Origin of the sequence: Conyzicola sp. (genome assembly GCF_046714715.1) — a bacterium.
GTDB lineage: Bacteria > Actinomycetota > Actinomycetes > Actinomycetales > Microbacteriaceae > Conyzicola.
In genome coordinates this window covers 1-16,220 of the sequence record NZ_JBKKAD010000216.1, presented here as the reverse complement: position 1 = coordinate 16,220, position 16,220 = coordinate 1, and the positions used below count along the sequence as shown (strand labels likewise).

General features: G+C 69.8%; 16 protein-coding genes. 14 read left to right on the top strand and 2 right to left on the bottom strand.

Going from position 1 to position 16,220, the window contains the following annotated elements; all coding sequences use genetic code 11:
- The 4 genes from ACLQ6X_RS16880 to ACLQ6X_RS16865 all read left to right on the top strand — a co-directional run.
- Positions 1-372, top strand: a 372-nt coding sequence (locus ACLQ6X_RS16880) for a flagellar basal body rod C-terminal domain-containing protein (RefSeq protein ID WP_411701309.1), incomplete at its 5' end; no start/stop codon positions are given.
- Positions 373-375: 3 nt separating this feature from the next.
- The gene (gene flgL / locus ACLQ6X_RS16875) at positions 376-1,257 is read left to right on the top strand and encodes a flagellar hook-associated protein FlgL (protein WP_411701308.1); all 882 of its coding nucleotides are present in this window, start codon (positions 376-378) and stop codon (positions 1,255-1,257) included.
- Positions 1,254-1,640, top strand: coding sequence for a flagellar assembly protein FliW (locus tag ACLQ6X_RS16870; RefSeq protein ID WP_411701307.1), 387 nt, complete (start codon positions 1,254-1,256; stop codon positions 1,638-1,640). Before flgL ends, ACLQ6X_RS16870 begins: the two co-directional genes overlap by 4 nt.
- Positions 1,641-1,760: 120 nt before the next feature.
- Positions 1,761-1,985: a hypothetical protein gene (locus ACLQ6X_RS16865; RefSeq protein WP_411701306.1), complete on the top strand. Its 225-nt coding sequence runs from the start codon at positions 1,761-1,763 to the stop codon at positions 1,983-1,985.
- 21 nt (positions 1,986-2,006) lie between these two features.
- Here the strand turns inward: ACLQ6X_RS16865 and ACLQ6X_RS16860 are convergent, their stop codons facing one another.
- Positions 2,007-2,861, bottom strand: a complete 855-nt coding sequence (locus ACLQ6X_RS16860) for a neutral zinc metallopeptidase (RefSeq protein WP_411701305.1) — start codon at positions 2,859-2,861, stop codon at positions 2,007-2,009.
- 333 nt (positions 2,862-3,194) lie between these two features.
- On the opposite strand from ACLQ6X_RS16860, the gene ACLQ6X_RS16855 reads away from it, so the two are divergent.
- From ACLQ6X_RS16855 to ACLQ6X_RS16820, 8 genes are all read left to right on the top strand, one after another.
- Positions 3,195-4,790, top strand: coding sequence for a sugar transferase (locus ACLQ6X_RS16855; RefSeq protein ID WP_411701304.1), 1,596 nt, complete (start codon positions 3,195-3,197; stop codon positions 4,788-4,790).
- On the top strand, positions 4,790-5,422 hold the full coding sequence (locus ACLQ6X_RS16850; protein WP_411701303.1) for a DapH/DapD/GlmU-related protein: 633 nt from the start codon (positions 4,790-4,792) through the stop codon (positions 5,420-5,422). The genes ACLQ6X_RS16855 and ACLQ6X_RS16850 overlap by 1 nt, the downstream gene beginning before the upstream one ends.
- Positions 5,419-6,042, top strand: a complete 624-nt coding sequence (locus ACLQ6X_RS16845) for a hypothetical protein (RefSeq protein ID WP_411701302.1) — start codon at positions 5,419-5,421, stop codon at positions 6,040-6,042. Before ACLQ6X_RS16850 ends, ACLQ6X_RS16845 begins: the two co-directional genes overlap by 4 nt.
- A 12-nt stretch (positions 6,043-6,054) precedes the next feature.
- Positions 6,055-7,314: an MFS transporter gene (locus tag ACLQ6X_RS16840; protein WP_411701301.1), complete on the top strand. Its 1,260-nt coding sequence runs from the start codon at positions 6,055-6,057 to the stop codon at positions 7,312-7,314.
- Positions 7,311-8,318 (top strand): TolB family protein, encoded by a 1,008-nt coding sequence (locus ACLQ6X_RS16835; RefSeq protein ID WP_411701300.1) that lies wholly within the window; start codon positions 7,311-7,313, stop codon positions 8,316-8,318. Before ACLQ6X_RS16840 ends, ACLQ6X_RS16835 begins: the two co-directional genes overlap by 4 nt.
- A complete protein-coding gene (locus tag ACLQ6X_RS16830; protein WP_411701299.1) occupies positions 8,315-10,189 on the top strand; it encodes a glycosyltransferase family 2 protein in 1,875 nt (624 codons plus the stop codon). Before ACLQ6X_RS16835 ends, ACLQ6X_RS16830 begins: the two co-directional genes overlap by 4 nt.
- 70 nt (positions 10,190-10,259) lie before the next feature.
- Positions 10,260-12,176, top strand: a complete 1,917-nt coding sequence (locus ACLQ6X_RS16825) for a DUF4082 domain-containing protein (RefSeq protein ID WP_411701298.1) — start codon at positions 10,260-10,262, stop codon at positions 12,174-12,176.
- Positions 12,177-12,178: 2 nt separating this feature from the next.
- Positions 12,179-13,051, top strand: a complete 873-nt coding sequence (locus ACLQ6X_RS16820) for a glycosyltransferase (RefSeq protein WP_411701297.1) — start codon at positions 12,179-12,181, stop codon at positions 13,049-13,051.
- Here the strand turns inward: ACLQ6X_RS16820 and ACLQ6X_RS16815 are convergent.
- Positions 13,048-13,698, bottom strand: coding sequence for a hypothetical protein (locus tag ACLQ6X_RS16815; RefSeq protein WP_411701296.1), 651 nt, complete (start codon positions 13,696-13,698; stop codon positions 13,048-13,050). The genes ACLQ6X_RS16820 and ACLQ6X_RS16815 overlap by 4 nt on opposite strands.
- A 112-nt stretch (positions 13,699-13,810) precedes the next feature.
- Between ACLQ6X_RS16815 and ACLQ6X_RS16810 the strand changes: the two genes are divergently transcribed.
- Both ACLQ6X_RS16810 and ACLQ6X_RS16805 read left to right on the top strand, forming a co-directional pair.
- Positions 13,811-14,662 carry a hypothetical protein gene (locus tag ACLQ6X_RS16810; RefSeq protein ID WP_411701295.1) on the top strand — a complete coding sequence of 284 codons (852 nt, stop codon included), beginning with the start codon at positions 13,811-13,813 and terminating at the stop codon, positions 14,660-14,662.
- A 7-nt stretch (positions 14,663-14,669) separates the two neighbouring features.
- The gene (locus ACLQ6X_RS16805) at positions 14,670-16,058 is read left to right on the top strand and encodes an O-antigen ligase family protein (RefSeq protein ID WP_411701294.1); all 1,389 of its coding nucleotides are present in this window, start codon (positions 14,670-14,672) and stop codon (positions 16,056-16,058) included.
- Positions 16,059-16,220: the final 162 nt, after the last annotated feature.

The window sequence follows — 16,220 nt, the reverse complement described above, 5'->3', positions numbered from 1 at the left end:
CTCACCGTCATCCCGACCGGGGTCGGCGGCATCGCCACCGCCAGGCCGGGTGCCGGCGGCGGCGACGGCTCGATCGCCGCCGCGATCGCGAACCTCGGCAAGGCCGTCGACTCGCCCGACAAGAGCTGGTCGACGATCGTGACCGGCATCGCCGTCGCGGCCAGGACCGGCCTCCAGCAATCGGCTCTCGCCGACCTGTCGACGAAGGCCGCCGTCGGCAACCAGCTCTCCAACGCCTCCGTCGACATCGACGAGGAGAACATCCACATGGTGGCCTTCCAGACCGCGTACAACGCGGCCGCGCGCGTCATGACTTCCGTCGACGAAATGCTCGACACCCTCATCAATCGCACCGGAATCGTCGGGAGATAGCTCGTGATCAATCGCGTCACCAACCAGGGCCTCGCCGTCGCGGCGCAGCGCAACCTGCAACTCAGCCTCAGCAACCTGTCGAAACTGCAGGAAACGGCATCGAGCCTCAAGCGCATCGGAGTGCCGTCCGATGACCCCTCCGGCACCGCCGACTCCATCCGCGTACGTTCCGAGCAGAACGCCGTCGCCCAGTTCGCCCGCAACATCAACGACGGCAACTCGTGGCTGACCACGGTCGACACGGCCCTCGGCAAGACCGGCGACATCATGAAGCGCGTGCGTGACCTTACGGTCCAGGGCGCCAACGACGGCGCGCTGTCGGCCACGCAGAAAGAGGCGATCGCGGTGGAGCTCGAGAGTCTCCGCGCCGACCTGATGACGACAGCGAACACCAAGTACATGGGGCGCACGGTCTTCGCCGGCAACTCCGACGCCGGAGTCGCCTTCAACCCCGACCTCACGTTCACCGGAACCGGCAGCATCGTCGAACGCCGCATCGACGCGACCACATCGATCCGCGTCGACGCCGACGGCGCCGCGACCTTCGGCGTGGGCGACGACTCGGTGTTCAAGCTCGTCGACGACATCGTCGCAGACCTCCGTTCCGGCGTGAGCGTGAGCACCCGGCTCACCGAGATCGACGACCGGGTGGCCACCATGTCCGGGCAGCGCGGCGTCGTCGGCGCCCGTCAGGCACAGGTACTCAAATCCCAGGGGGCAAACATGAGCGAATCAGTGTCCCTCGAGGCGCAGCGTTCCGAGATCGAAGACGTCGATCTCGGCAAGGCCATCCTCGATCTCAAAGCCCAAGAGGTGAGCTACCAAGCCGCCCTCTCCGTGACCGCCCGCGCCCTCCAGCCCTCACTGATGGATTTCCTCTCATGACCGCAGCCCTGACCTTCCCGACTCCCCCGCACGGACTCGCGCCCCACGTCGACTTCCTCCTCAGCGCGATCGACGGGGCCGACGGCCTCTTCGCACTCCAGTCGCTCACCGACTCGGCCATCCGCCTCTTCGTCCTGGATGCCTCGGTGTACCTGCCCGACTACGCACCGGTCATCTCCGACGAAGACTGCGTCGCGCTCGACCTTCACGCCGCGGAAGACGCCCTGGTGCTGGTCGTCGCGAACCCCGGCACCGACGGGACGACCATGAATCTGCTCGCTCCGATCGTGGTCAATGCCTCGAGCGGCGTGAGCGCGCAGATCATCCTCGACGGCCAGGACTTCCCGCTGCGCGCCGAGCTCACCTCCCGCCACGCCGCCTGATTCCGCCCGGCCGCGCCGACCGGTAACGCACATCGGCGCGCCCGGCGACAGGGCCTTCTCTCCAGCCGTCGCCGCGGGCTAGGGTCGTGACACGCACGAGCCCAATGGAGGGACATTGCTATGAGCACGGTCATGAATCGCAAGAACCCGACGGTGACGGCCCCCACGATCGTGTGGGTGGCGGAACAGGCCGGCCTGTGGGTAGCCCGGCGCGACGGTGAGTTCGTCGGAATGGTCGAAGCCCGATGGGGCAGCGGATTCGCCTCGACGACGAGGCTCGCCAAGCCCCTCGGCACCTTCGGCACGGTGGAGGAAGCGCAGCACGCGCTGGAGATCAGCCTCTAGCAACCGGCCTCCGGGAACGCGCTAGAGGGTCGCCCCGAACGAGTCGCACGCGGAAGGGCCGCCCTCGAAACCCTTGGTGAACCACTCCTGTCGCTGCTCGCTCGAGCCGTGCGTCCAGGTCTCGGGATTCACCTCGCCGCTCGCCGAACCCTGGATGCGGTCGTCGCCCACCGCGGCGGCCGCGCTCAGGGCCTGCGCGAGCTGCTCGCTCGTGATCTCCTTCAGCAGCGGTGTTCCGCTGTCGTCGGGAACGGTCGACGCCTCGCCCGCCCACGCCCCCGCGAAGCAGTCGGCCTGCACCTCGAGGCGCACGCCGTCTGACTGCGGGCCGGTGGTCTGGCGGTCGAGGCCAGCCATGGTGCCGCTGATGTTCTGGATGTGGTGACCCCACTCGTGGGCGAGCACGTACATCTCGGCGAGCGGTCCGCCCGAGGCACCGAAGCGCGTGCGCAGGTCGTCGAAGAACGACGTGTCGATGTAGATGACCTCGTCGGCGGGGCAATAGAACGGCCCGACGGCACTCGTGGCGCCGCCGCATCCGGTGTTCGTCTGATCGGTGAAGAGAACGACGTTCGTCGGGCGGTAGTCGGGCAGCTGGCTCGCCCAGTAGGTGTCGATCGAATCGCCCGCGCTCGCGAGTCGGCAGTCGCGGTCGGCATTGGCGTCGGCGCCCGTCTGGCAGTCGGCGATCGCCTCGTCGCTGCCGTTCTGCGCGCCACCCCCGCCGGCCAGGCCCGTGAGGTCCACACCGAGCAGTTGGGAGAGGAGGAACAGCGCGACCACGCCGAGCGCACCGCCGCCCGCGACGATGCCGCCCGTGCGGCCGCGGCGGCGGGTTCTGCCCGTATCGATCTTGGCGTTGTCGTTGAACGTCATGCCGCAACGTTATCTAATTCGGCAATCGGATGGCGAACCTTGCAATCGGGTCCGCGACGAATAATCGCGTTTCCTAACCCGATACTCAAGCACACCCGGACCCCCCGTGGATGCCCCCCGAAGGGGGGATATGGGGGCCAGAGGCGGGGGGAATAGCGTCGTGGCGTTACCCCCCAAGGGGGCACGCCACACCCGATTACCCAACCCGAAGATCCCCGCGTCGGCACCCGAACTCGACCCATACCCAGTCGAGGCCGCTGCGGGCTTGCACCAAGAGCGCCGCCACCCACGGTGCTCTCAGCTGTACCATTTTCCCGGAATTGCAGGCTCAGCATGGTCGAATTCGCGCTTTCCCGAAGCCGTTCGCGGCGTATAGCGCTTCAGCACCCGCCCCACGGTTCACATCCCGCGGCGCCCCCTCGGAGGCGCGGCGGGAGTGAGCAGGCTCAGACCCACCCGAATACACAGGTCCACCCAGAGACACAGCACGCGTCGACCGCCTCCAGCGGGGCCCGCTGGGCCGGCGGCTACCGGGCCCGGCTGCGCATCACCGATGCCGCCGTCATCGCGGTCGCGGTGGTCGCCGCCTACTTCTCCCGATTCGGTTCGGAGGCGCTCGGTTCGATCGCGACCCCGGCCGGGTCGCGGTTCGCGTTTATGGCGCTCATCGTCGCCCTCGCCTGGTCCGCGGGGCTCGGCGCCTTCCGCACCCGCGACCTGCGCATCATCGGGGTCGGCGCCGGGGAGTACAAGCGCGTCGCCCACGCCAGCACCACCACCTTCGGCCTGCTCGCGATCGTCTTCCTGGTCTTCCAGGCCGACACCGCGCGCTGGTTCTTCGTCCTCGCCTTCCCGGCAGGCTTCTTCGGCCTGCTGCTCAGCCGCTGGCTCTGGAGGCAGTGGCTCTTCGCCCAACAGCGCGCCGGCCACGCGCTCTCCCGCGTCATCGTGATCGGCAAGAGTTCGGATGTCGCGTGCGTCGTCGCGCAGATCCGTGCCAGTTCCGGGGCGGCCTACTCGGTCGTCGGCGCCGTAATCGAAGAGGAGGACCCCGCGCCGGCGGGCGGCGTCCTCGAGGAGTTCGTCGTGCTCGCGGGAATGTCGCGCGCCGCGGAGTTTGCCCGCGCCATGGCCGTCGACGGGGTCGTCGTCGCCGGTCACCCGAGCGGCGGCAGCGACTACATCCACGATCTCGCCTGGCAGCTCGAGGGGGCGACGGCCGACCTCATCCTGGCGACGAGCCTCGCGAACGTGGCGGGCCCGCGCATCCATTTCCGTCCGGTCGAGGGCCTCCCGCTGCTGCACGTCGAGATCCCTCAGTTCGACGGCGCGAAGCACGTCGCGAAACGGGCCATGGACATCGTGATCGCCGGCACGGCCCTGGTTTTCCTCAGCCCCGTCTTCGCGGTCATCGCCCTGCTGATCCGGCTCGACAGCGACGGCCCGTCGTTCTTCGCGCAGGAACGCGTGGGTCGCGGCGGGCAGCTGTTCCGCATCCTGAAGTTCCGGTCGATGAACGCGTCGGCGCCGACCCAGCTCGGCGACCTCGTGGCCAAGAGCGAGGGCAACGGGGTGCTGTTCAAGATGAAGAACGACCCGAGGGTCACCCGGCTCGGGCGCACCCTGCGCAAGTACTCCCTCGACGAGCTCCCCCAGTTGTGGAACGTGCTGATGGGCGACATGAGCCTCGTCGGGCCGCGGCCTCCGCTGGCGAGCGAGGTGAGCACCTACGAAGACCACGTCCACCGTCGGCTCTACATCAAGCCGGGCCTCACCGGCATGTGGCAGGTCAACGGGCGGTCGAACCTCAGCTGGGAGGACAGCGTGCGTCTCGACCTCTACTACGTGGAGAACTGGTCGCTGATGGGTGACCTGATCATCCTCTGGCGCACGGTCAAGGTCGTCGCCGCACCGGTCGGCGCCTACTGATGACCGGCGTCGAGGAGCACCCCGTAACTCGCGAGGACGAGTTGCCTGCCCGCATCGCGCTCACCGCCGATGTCGACCCGCGCGCCAAGGTGGGGCCGGGCAGCATGGTCTGGCATCTGGCTCAGATCCGCGAATACGCCCAGGTGAGTTCGGGCTGCATCGTGGGCCGGGGCGCGTATGTGGGCCCCGGCGTGATCATCGGACGCAACTGCAAGCTGCAGAACTACGCCCTCATCTACGAGCCCGCCCTGCTCGAGGATGGCGTGTTCGTGGGCCCGGCGGTGGTCTTCACCAACGACAGCTACCCGCGGGCCCTCAACCTCGACGGCAGCCGACAGACGAACGACGACTGGCAGGCCGTGGGGGTCACCGTGCGAACGGGCGCCTCGATCGGCGCGCGCACGGTGTGTGTCGCCCCGATCACGATCGGGCGGTACGCGCTCGTGGCGGCCGGTTCGGTGGTGACCAAGAACGTTCTCGACTACGCGCTGATGGCCGGGGTGCCCGCTCGACGTATCGGCTGGGTCGGCCGCGACGGCCGACGGCTCGCCGACCTCGGCGACGGCTCGTTCGAGTGCGTGGCGACGGGCGAACGGTACGTCGAGACGTCGGGAGTGCTGACCACCGCATGACGACGCCGGCCGAGCCCCGCCGATACCGTCCGTACATCGTGGGCGGTATCGTTCTCGCGGTCGCGCTGGCCGTCATCGCCGTGACCGTGTCGCTGCTGCCCGCGGGGCCCGCCGCACAACCGTCGGCGTCACCGAGCAACGATCCCGCGGCCTCCGGCTCGAGCGCTTCGCCGTCGCCGTCGCTGTCGGAGCGGGGCGAGACACCACCGGGGCCGGCAACGCGGGCGCTCCCGCCGGGCGAGCCCGCCCCGCCTCCGCCTCCGCTGGTGAAGCCACCGGCGTCGCAGACGGAGAGCGAGGTCGGTGAGCTCGTGGCCGGCTTCCCCGAGAACATCCCCCTCGTGCCCGAATCCACGATTTCGACGTCGTCTCTGGACTCGGACGGCACGCGGGTGCAGGCGTCGGTCGTGGCCTCCACCCCGGCGTCCGCCGCCGATGTCACGACCTACTACGAGAACCTGTTCGCCGCCCTCGGCTTTCCCGGCAGCCCGCTTCCCGCGGCCAGCGGGTCGAGCGCTGTCTCATTCGCCCGCGGCGGCGAGAGCGTCACCCTCACCGTCACTCCCTCCCCCGACGGTTCGCGATACTCGCTCTTCGGCGTGCTCGGCGCCGGCTCCTAGTCGAAGGTCACGATGTACATCTCCCTCCCTGACCGTGGCTCGCGCCCGGCGCCAGGCTCGCGCACCAAGCGCGTGTCGTCGGTCGTCGTGACCCTGGGGGTCGTGAGCATGGTGACGGATGTCTCGTCGGAGGCGGTCGCGTCGATCCTCCCTCTCTACATCACCGGCGCTCTCGGCCTCTCGACGATCGCGTACGGATTCATCGACGGCCTCTATCAGGGCGTCAGCGCCATCGTGCGGATCGGAGGGGGCTGGGCGTCCGACCGTGCCGACCATCCGAAGTGGATCGCCTTCTTCGGCTACGGCGTCTCGGCTTTGGCGAAGATCTGGCTGCTGTTCGCGACGGGCTTCGCCGCGGTCGCCGCCGTCATCACCGTCGACCGGCTGGGAAAGGGTGTGCGCACCGCGCCGCGCGACGCCCTCATCACGGCCGCCTCGCACCCCGACAACCTCGCGCGCTCCTTCGGCGTGCACCGCATGCTCGACACCGTCGGCGCGGCGGCCGGACCGCTGCTCGCGTTCCTCATCCTCTCGTTCATCCCCACCGGCTACAACGTGGTGTTCATCGTCTCCCTCTCGTTCGCGTTCGCCGGAGTCGTGCTTCTCGGCCTGCTCGTTCCCGGCCTGCGACCGCGCGCACAGCGGCTGGCGGAGGGCGAACCGCGCGTGCCATTCCGGTGGCGCAGCCTCGCCGACCCGCGACTGCGCAGGATCGTGCTCGTGGCAGGTGTGCTCGCGGTGCTCACCGTGGGCGACGGATTCATCTACCTCGTGCTGCAGTCGCGAAGCTCGTTCGCGGCGCAGTGGTTTCCGCTGCTGTACGTCGGCACGAACGTGGCGTTCTTCGCGTTCGCGATCCCGCTCGGGCGGGTGGCCGACCGGTTCGGCCGCGCCCGCGTGTTCGTGCTGGGGCACTGCGCACTGCTCGCTGCCTACGCGTGCGCGGCCCTGCCCTTCGGCGGGATCGCCGTCACCGTCGGGTGCCTCGTGCTGCTCGGCGCGTTCTACGCGGCGACCGACGGAGTGCTCGCCGCGCTCGCCGGCCAGTTCGCGCCCCCCGAAGGCACCGCGAGCGGCATAGCGATGGCGCAGACGGCAGTCGCGGTCGGTCGGCTCGTCGGCGCGACGGGCTTCGGCGTGCTCTGGTTCGCGCTCGGCCGCGAACTCGCGGTCGTCACGGTCGCGGCGGCGCTCGCGATCGCGATTCCCGTGTTGCTCGTCGCCATCCGGCCCCTGCTCGCGAACGCGACCCCGACAGGGAACGCGCCGTGACCGGTCGCGTGCGCACGGCACTCGCCCTCGCGATCACCACGTTGCTGCTCGGGGGTGCCGCGGCGTACTGCGTGGTGGCGATCTCGGGGTACCAGGCCCGCTCCGCCGCCGCGCTGCGCTCGACAGCCACCCTCGCCAGCTCGTTCGACGGCGACCGGGTCGCGTTCATCGACACCCGCCCCGATGCCGCCTACGGACTGGTAGCGAGCGTCGACGCCGTCGAGCCGGAGGGCGACCGCGAGGTGACCTCCGTCGCGTGCGACCGCGTCTACGCGACCACCGACCTCTCAATGTGCCTGCGGATCGACCGCGGAATCGTGACCACGTTCTCGGCCAACCTGCTCGAAGCGCGGGGCGACGCCCGGCAGTCCTGGCCGCTGCCCGGCATCCCCAGCCGCACCCGGATCTCGCCGAGTGGCGAGCTGGTCGCGTTCACGTCGTTCGTCACCGGCGAGTCGTACGGGAGCGTGGCGTTCTCCACGGCGACCCGCATCGTGGCGGCCGACGGCACCGACCACGGCAACCTCGAAGAGTTCGCGCTGATCGTCGACGGAGCCGCGGTCACCGCGGCCGACCGCAACTTCTGGGGCGTCACCTTCGCCGACGACACGGTGTTCTACGCGACCGCCACGAGCGGGGGGTCGACCTGGCTGGTGCGGGGCGACCTCGCCGCGCGCACCCTGACATCGGTGGCACCCGCGGTCGAATGCCCATCGCTGTCGCCCGACGGCACGCGCATCGCGTTCAAGCAGAAACGGCCCGGCGACTCCGCGTCGTGGGCGGCGGCCGTCATGCAGCTCTCAACGGGAAAGGTGACGACCATGCCAGACCGCAATTCCGTCGACGACCAGATCGAATGGCTCGACGACGACACCCTGCTCTACGCCCTGCCCCGCGAGGACGCGCCGGGCGACAGCGACGTGTGGGCGACGGCGGCCGACGGTTCCGGGTCGCCTCGCGTGTTTATCGAGCACGCCTTCTCGCCATCGGTGGTGCGCCGATGATGTCGTCCGCCGGCGCCTTCCGACCCCACGGCGACGCCATCGATATCGCGGTGGCGGTCGTGACCTTCAACAACGCCGATCACCTGCCGGGGCTGCTCGCCAGCCTGCGCTCCGACGTGGGCGCACTGCGGGTGCGCGTCATCGTCGCCGACAACGGATCGACCGACGGCACCGACGCCCTGCTCGCGGCCGAGCCCGACGTCGTGACGGTCCCGACGGGCGGAAACCGCGGCTATGCCGCCGGCATCAATCTCGCCCTGCGTCGGGCGGGCGACGCCCGGGCCGTGCTCGTGCTCAACCCCGATCTCACGGTGGCGCGGGGCGCGCTCGCCGCGATGCTCGACCGGCTCGGCGAGCCCGGCGTCGGCGCGGTCGTGCCACGCATCGAGTCGCCCGACGGCACCACCTACCCCTCGCTACGCCGCGAGCCGACGATCGTGCGCTCGGTCGGCGACGCCCTCCTCGGAAGCAGGGCCGGCGACCGGCCGGCCTGGTCGAGCGAGATCGACGGCGCGGCCGGCTCCTACCTCTCCGCTCACCCCGTCGACTGGGCGACTGGCGCCGCGGTGATGGTGCGGCGCGAGGCGACCACGGCCGTCGGAGCGTGGGACGCCCGGTTTTTCCTCTACTCCGAGGAGACCGACTACCTGCGTCGGATGCGCGACGCCGGATTCGCCGTCTGGTACGAACCCCGCGCCCTGGTGGTGCACGACGGGGCCGGTTCGGGGTCGTCGTCACAGCTCGCGGCGCTGATGGCGGTGAACCGCGTGCGATACGTGCGCAAACACCGGTCGCCCCGGTATGCCGCCGCCTTCCACGCCACCGTGATCCTGCACGAGCTGCTGCGCGCCTACGACCCCACGCACCGCGACGTGTTGCGGGCGGTCGCCGACCAACGATCGTGGCCACGGCTCCCACGCGCAACCCGGTGGCCGGTCGCCGCGGCGGGGCGCTCCACCGGGGCCGTCATCGTGCCGGCCCACAACGAGGCCGCGGTCATCCCCCGCACGTTGCGCGTCCTCGCACCGCTGGCGGCCGAAGGACGCGTCGAGGTGATCGTCGTCTGCAACGGGTGTTCCGACGCCACCGCCGAGATCGCCCGGGGCTTCGAGGGGGTGCGCGTCGTCGAGACCCCGATCCCGTCGAAGACGACGGCGCTCAATCTCGGCGACCTGGCTGCCGGGTCGTGGCCGCGCCTCTACCTCGACGCCGACGTCGAGATCCATCCGGGTGCGATCGCCGCGGTGTTCGCCGCCCTCGACAGCGACGTGGTGCTGGCGGCCCGCCCGGCCTTCCGCTATGTCACGGCGGGCGCGTCACCACTCGTGCGGGCGTACTACCGCGCGCGCGACCGGCTGCCGTCGGCACACCGGTCGCTGTGGGGTGCCGGGGCCTACGCCCTCAACGAGAAGGGGCACGCACGCATCGGCAGGTTCGCCGACAAGACGGCCGACGACCTCATCGTGAACGCGGCCTTCGCGTCCCACGAGAAAGCGGTGGTCGCGACGGAGCCGATCCGGGTGCACACGCCGAAGAACCGCACGGGCCTGCTCGCCGTGCTGACGCGGCAGCGCCGGGGCAACACGGCGGCGGGCACGGGTTCCACCACGTCCTCGACGCTGAAGGAACTGTGGGCGAGCGTGCGCGGCCCCTTCTCCCTCGGCGACGCCGTCGCGTTCGGCGCCCTCACCCTCGCGGGTCGCCGGGCGGCGAGGCGCGCTTCAGCCGGCACTGCCTGGGAACGCGACGATTCCAGCCGTGACGTGCCTTCGGTTGCGAATCGCGCTCCCCACCACGGCCAATACCGGCCGCCGCGGGCCCGCGCAACCCCTGCCAGATCCGGCGCCGCTGGTCTGGACGGCCCCAAATGAGACTGCTAGCTTGGGCCGCAGCAGTGCGCCAGCGGGGGACCCGACACGTTTGGACACGATGATGCAGACAATGACGCTACGCACCACCGCTCGACACGCAGCTCGCCGGCGCAGGCCCCTCGTGACCCTCGTGGTCGTGGCGGTACTGCTCTCGCTGGTGACCGTCGTCAGGTTCGGAGAACCCGCGACCGCCCGCTCCGTGGGTGTTCACGAGTCGACCGAGGTTCCGGTGGTGGTCACCGATCCCGACGGCAATTCGGTCGAACTCGGAATGAAATTTTCCAGTGCGGTGGATGGCACGGTCACGGGCATCCGCTTCTATAAGGGCCCGAAGAACAGCGGCACCCACGTGGGCACGCTCTGGAGCGGCCGCGGCAGGCCGCTCGCTACGGCGGAGTTCACCGAGGAGACCCGCTCGGGCTGGCAGACGACGACATTCGACGAACCGGTGGCGATCACGGCGGGACGCACCTACGTCGCTTCGTACCTCTCGCCGAACGGCAAGTACTCCGCAGACGAGAACGCCTTCGATGATTCGGTCACGTCGGGACCCCTCACGGTGCCCGCCGACGGTGGCGTGTACGACTACGGCTCGGGCGGCTTCCCGAGCGACACCTACCGCGGATCGAGCTACTACGTCGACGTGCTCTTCGTTCCCGGCGCCCCGTCGACGCAGACGCCCACGCCGGAGCCGACGATCGACCCGACCGCGACTCCCGACCCCACTCCCAGCCCCACTCTGGAACCGACCCCGACCCCGACGCCCACACCGACACCGACGCCGACGCCCGATCCAGGCACCGATCCGACCACCCTCGACCTCCCCCGCATCCCCTGGGAGGGCGGCTCGAGCTACTGGAAGAACTTCCGGGCGGCCGACGGAGCCGGCTGGGACGACCCGGGCTTCTTCCCGATCGTGATCTGGTTCAACGGCATTTCCAGCGACGACGAGGTGCTCTACGACAAATCGGTGGGCATCAACACCTACGTCGGCATGTGGGAAGGCACCGACTACCAGCTGTTCGAGGACAACGACGTCTACTGGATCGGCGACAAGCTGAACGACACGTTCAGCGACTCCAGCCGCAACTGGGTCGGCAATTTCCTCGGCGACGAGATCGACGGTCGCTACAGCGACGACGAGGGCCACGCCCTGCTCGAGGCGGCGAAGAACGCCAACGCCGGCAGCGGCAGATTCGACTACGCCAACTACACGCAGATCGTGGTGAGCCAGGACGGCGACCAGTCGAGCGCGCAGCGTTACGTCAACGACTACACCGACGTCGCCTCGCTCGACATGTACTGGTACACGATCCCCTACTGCGACTGGAAGCCGTACCGCGGCGAGACCTACCTGCAGCCGGTGTACGAATCGAACTGCCGCACCGCCTCGTCGTACGGCAAGACCGTCGAGATGATGCGCGAGCGCGACCTCGCCGACGGCAAACTGCAGCCCATCTGGCAGTTCGTCGAGAACCTCAACGGCGGCCCGGGCGCCGACGCGCCCGCCGTCTACATCGCCCCCGGGCAGCTCGAGGGCGCGGTGATGAACTCGGTGATCAATGAGGCCCGCGGCATCGTCTACTTCAACCAGAGCCTGTCGGGCGAATGCGGCGGCGGCAGCATCGTGCGGCAGTCGCAGGGCGACGACGGCTTCTGCGGCGCCGCGCAGGTGAAGGCAGCGGCCCACGTCAACGGCCAGATCGCCGAGCTGGCCCCGGTAATCAACTCGCAGTCGTACGACTACAGTTTCGGCACCGGACTCGACACCATGCTCAAGACCCACGACGGCTCCGCCTACGTGTTCGCGATGGTCGACGGTCAGAGCTCGCCGGGCGCGCGCACGTTCGATCTGCCCGCCGGGGTCGACGGCACGACGGTGGAGGTCGTCGGCGAGAACCGTTCCATCCCGGTGCAGGCCGACGGAACGTTCAGCGACGAGTTCGCGGCCGAGTACAGCTATCACATCTACCGGATCGCGCTCTAGAAGTGGCCCCCGTCGACCACGCCATCCTAACCAGGTTCAACCTGCCGAGCCAGGGTGTGGAGAGCCTGATCCGGGCCCGCGAAGGCTGGCTGCGCACACGGGTCGACCTGTTCGAACGCTACTGCGTGCCGTCGGTGCTCGCCCAGACCACGGGTAACTTCTCGTGGATCATCTACTTCGATCCACAGAGCCCGCAGTGGCTGCTCGACCGGGTGGAACGGCACCGCGCGGCGGGCACCTTCACGCCGATCTTCCGGGAGGAGGTCGACCGGGAGACGCTCATCGCCGACATCCGACGGGTGACGGGCGCCGCGGCATCCGAACTCATCACCACCAATCTCGACAACGACGACGGCATCGCGACCGACTTCGTGCAGCGGCTGCAGGCGGCGCGGCCGCGTGAAGCCAGAAGCGCGCTGTACCTCACGCGCGGGCTGATCCGCAGCGGCGATTCGCTCTACTCGCGGGTCGACCGCAGCAATGCGTTCTGCTCGGTGCGCGAGAGCTGGGTCGACCCGGTGAGCTGCTGGGCCGACTGGCACAACCTGCTGCACAAGCAGATGTCGGTCACGGAGCTCGCGGGATCGCCCGGGTGGCTGCAGGTGGTGCACGGCACCAACGTCAGCAACCGCGTGCACGGCACGCTCACGTCGCCGGCGGGGTTCGAGGCGCTGTTTCCCGGGCTGCTCGACGATGTGCCGCCCGTCGCTCCCGCTGCCCTACGGCGCGACCGTTTCATCAACGCCCCGCTGCGCCGCGTGCGCGATGTCGCGCGGTCGTCGCTCAAGACCGTCGTGAAGGGCGTGCTCGGCAAAGACGGCTTCTCGCGGGCCAAGAAGGTTCTCGGCCTTCGCCGGCGCACCGCATCGTCCTAGCTGTGCTGTCGTTCTCTGCGCCGCTGCACGACGCGGTCGAGGATGATCGTGGCAGAGACCGCGACCAGGCCACCGAGCGCTGCCACTCCCGCCGCGGCACGCGCCCGGTTTCCGCCCGTGTAGCTGACGATCGCGGTCTGCGGCGAGCGCAGGGTCTCGATGCGCGCATCGGCCGTGACGCTCAGGGAGTCCTGCTGCTCGACGGCGAGCGTCTCGATGCGCGCGAGCACGTCGTCGAGCACCGCCTCCACCCGCTCTTCGCTCGAGTCGACCACCTCGACGGCGAGCACCGGGTCGCTGAACGCCCGCCCCCACTGTCCACCGCGGTTGACGAGGATCACGCTGTAGCCCTCGCGCACTCCCGAGCCGTAGAGCGTCGCCGCCGGGGAGCCGAACCTGTTCTCCACGGCCGCTCCGGTGAACTCCCGCTCGACGACGGCCGCGAAGTTCACGGTGGTCGCCGGCGGCAGCGCGAGCGAATTGGGGTTCGTCTTCTCGGGAGGGGCCAGGAACACCACGTTGACCCGCGCCCAGTACACGCCGTCGACGCGCATAACGAACATCACGCCGACGGCCGTCAACGCGGCCACACCGACCAGAACGTACCATCGCCGAAGCAGGGCGCTCATGACCTGGTTGGCTCTCACGACTCGAATTCTCCCCCCATTAGCAGGCGCGCGGTGAACCCCGAACGGGGGGCGTGTCCCCGTCGGCGTTGTCAGTAAGATCCTGAAGACCACTGGGCATGGAAGGCACTATATGAACCTCCGCGACTTCGTGGGCAGTCTTGCCCGACGGTGGTGGGTGCTGGTGATCGGTCTCGCGCTCACCGCAGTAGCCGCGGTGAATGTGTACCAGCTCGTGCCGGTGTCGTACACGGCGAGCGCCAGCGTCGTGCTGCTGCCGCCCAAGACGCTGGTCGGCGACGTCGGCAACCCGTTCCTCTACCTCGGGGGGCTCAGCCAGGCCGTCGACGTGCTCGTCAGGAAGGTCGCCGCCGACGAGGTGAGCGACCCGATCGAGCGGGCGAACCCCGACTCCGAGTTCGAGATCTATTCCGACACGTCGTCGAGCGGACCGATCATCGTCATCTTCGGCCAGGGACCGACGAAGGCGGCCACCCTCGACGTGGTGCGCGATGTTCTGGATGCCACGACCCCGGCCCTGCAGGACATGCAGACGAATTTGGCGGTCTCCCCCGATTCGCTCATCACGCTCGACACCCTCGCGGTCGACAAGAAGCCCGAGATCGACCAGAAGAACCGTCTCCAGGCCGTTCTGGGAGTCGCCGGGGTGGGGGTGGTGCTCACGCTGCTTCTCGCGGCGGTCGTGGACTCGCTGCTGCTCGCCCGTCGCGCGCGCAGGGCGGCGAAGGCCGAGCAGCACGACGCCGAGCAGAACGACCCTGAGCAGCGCAGCGCCGATCAGGACGACGCCGATCAGGGCACGCCCGCCGCCGACCCGGCACCGGGCTCCTCCGACGCGGGCTCATCCGACGCCGGCTCCGAGCCGAAGGCGAACAAGGCGCGACCGTCGAGCGCTCGCGGCTCGCGAACGCGCCTCACGGGCGCCGTCGGGTCCGCGTCGAAGCAGCGCAAGCCGTACCGCTGACGCGACGATGACCGGCGTCAGAACGCAGACCGCGGTGGGTTCGATCGCGTCGCCGGCCTTCCGCGCGCCCGACGCGGTCACCTTCCTGACCGTGTACCTCGTGCTGTTGTGGGCGATTCCGTCGAACCGGTCGATTCCCTCGCTCGGTTCGGCCGGAACGGTGGCGCTGCTGTGGGGCCTCGTCGCGCTGGTGCTGTGGTGCTACTTCCTGCTGCTGCGGGCGAATCCCGAGCTGTTCCGCCGCCCCAATCCGGTGCGCGCGGCCGAACTGGTCTTCATCGGCGCGGCCCTCGCGAGCTACATCGCCGCGATGACCCGCGCGATCCCCGGCGACGAGATCAATCCGGCAGACACCGGCCTCATCCGACTCGCGGGGTGGGCGGGCATCCTGTTCATCGCGGCCGACGGGATCACGAGCTTCGCGCGGCTCCTCACCCTCGCCCGGCGCATCGTGTTCGGGGGAACGCTGCTCGCCGCGCTCGGCACCGTCCAGTTCTTCACCGGGCAGTCCTTCGTCGACCTTCTCGTCATTCCCGGTCTCACCACGGGCGACGGCTACCTGAGCGTCGACATCCGCGGCGGCCTGGTGCGTTCGGCCGGCACGGCCACGCATCCCCTCGAGTACGGCCTGGTTCTCTCGATGATCCTGCCGGTCGCTCTCACGCTCGCCATGCGCGAGAAGAATCGCTGGTTCGTCGTGCGCTGGCTGCCCGTGGGGCTCATCGTGCTCGGGCTCGTGCTGTCCGGCTCGCGATCGTCGATCATCGGGCTGCTCGTCGGCGTCGCCGTGCTCGCGCCGACCTGGACCAGGGGCCAGCGCCTGACCCTCGCCGCGGGCGCGGTCGCCTTCGTCGGCGTCACCTACGTCATCGCACCGCGGGTCATCAACAACTTCCGCTACCTCTTCATCGCGACGGGCACCGACTCCAGTTCGAGCTCGCGCGCCTCGAGCCTGGGATTCGCCGTCGACTTCTTCGAACGGGCGCCGTTCTTCGGGCGCGGCTTCGGAACGTTCCAGCCGCAGTACCAGATCCTCGACAACCAGCTGCTGCTGTTGGCCGTCGAGATCGGCCTCGTCGGTGTGCTCGCCTTCCTCGCGGTCTGCGTCACCGCCGTCGTCTGTTCCATCACGGCGGCCCGGGGCCTGTCCGCGCGGCATGACCCGCTCGTTCGCGGCCTGGGTTTCGCGCTCGGCGGCTCCGTGCTCGCGGGCACCGTGTTGCTCGCGCTGTTCGACGGACTATCGTTCCCCCAGGCGGCGGGCACCGTCTTCCTGTTCCTCGGGCTGAGCGGCGCGTACTGGCGGCTCGCGCGCGCCGAGAGCCGCGCCGAGGCCGGCGCCGAAGCCGGCACTGGGGCCGGCGCCCTCCCGCCCGCACCGGCGCGGGCGTCTTAGGCGCGCGCCCGCTGCATCACCGCGGCCTCGATCGCGTCGACCACGGCATCTCTGGCCGGCTGCCACCCGCGGCGCACCGACCCGGCGCTCGCCCGGCGCGCGGGGCCGGCGGTGGGGCGGGCGCCCCCCGCCCCGCGCGCGGCGGGGCTCGCCCCCGGGGGG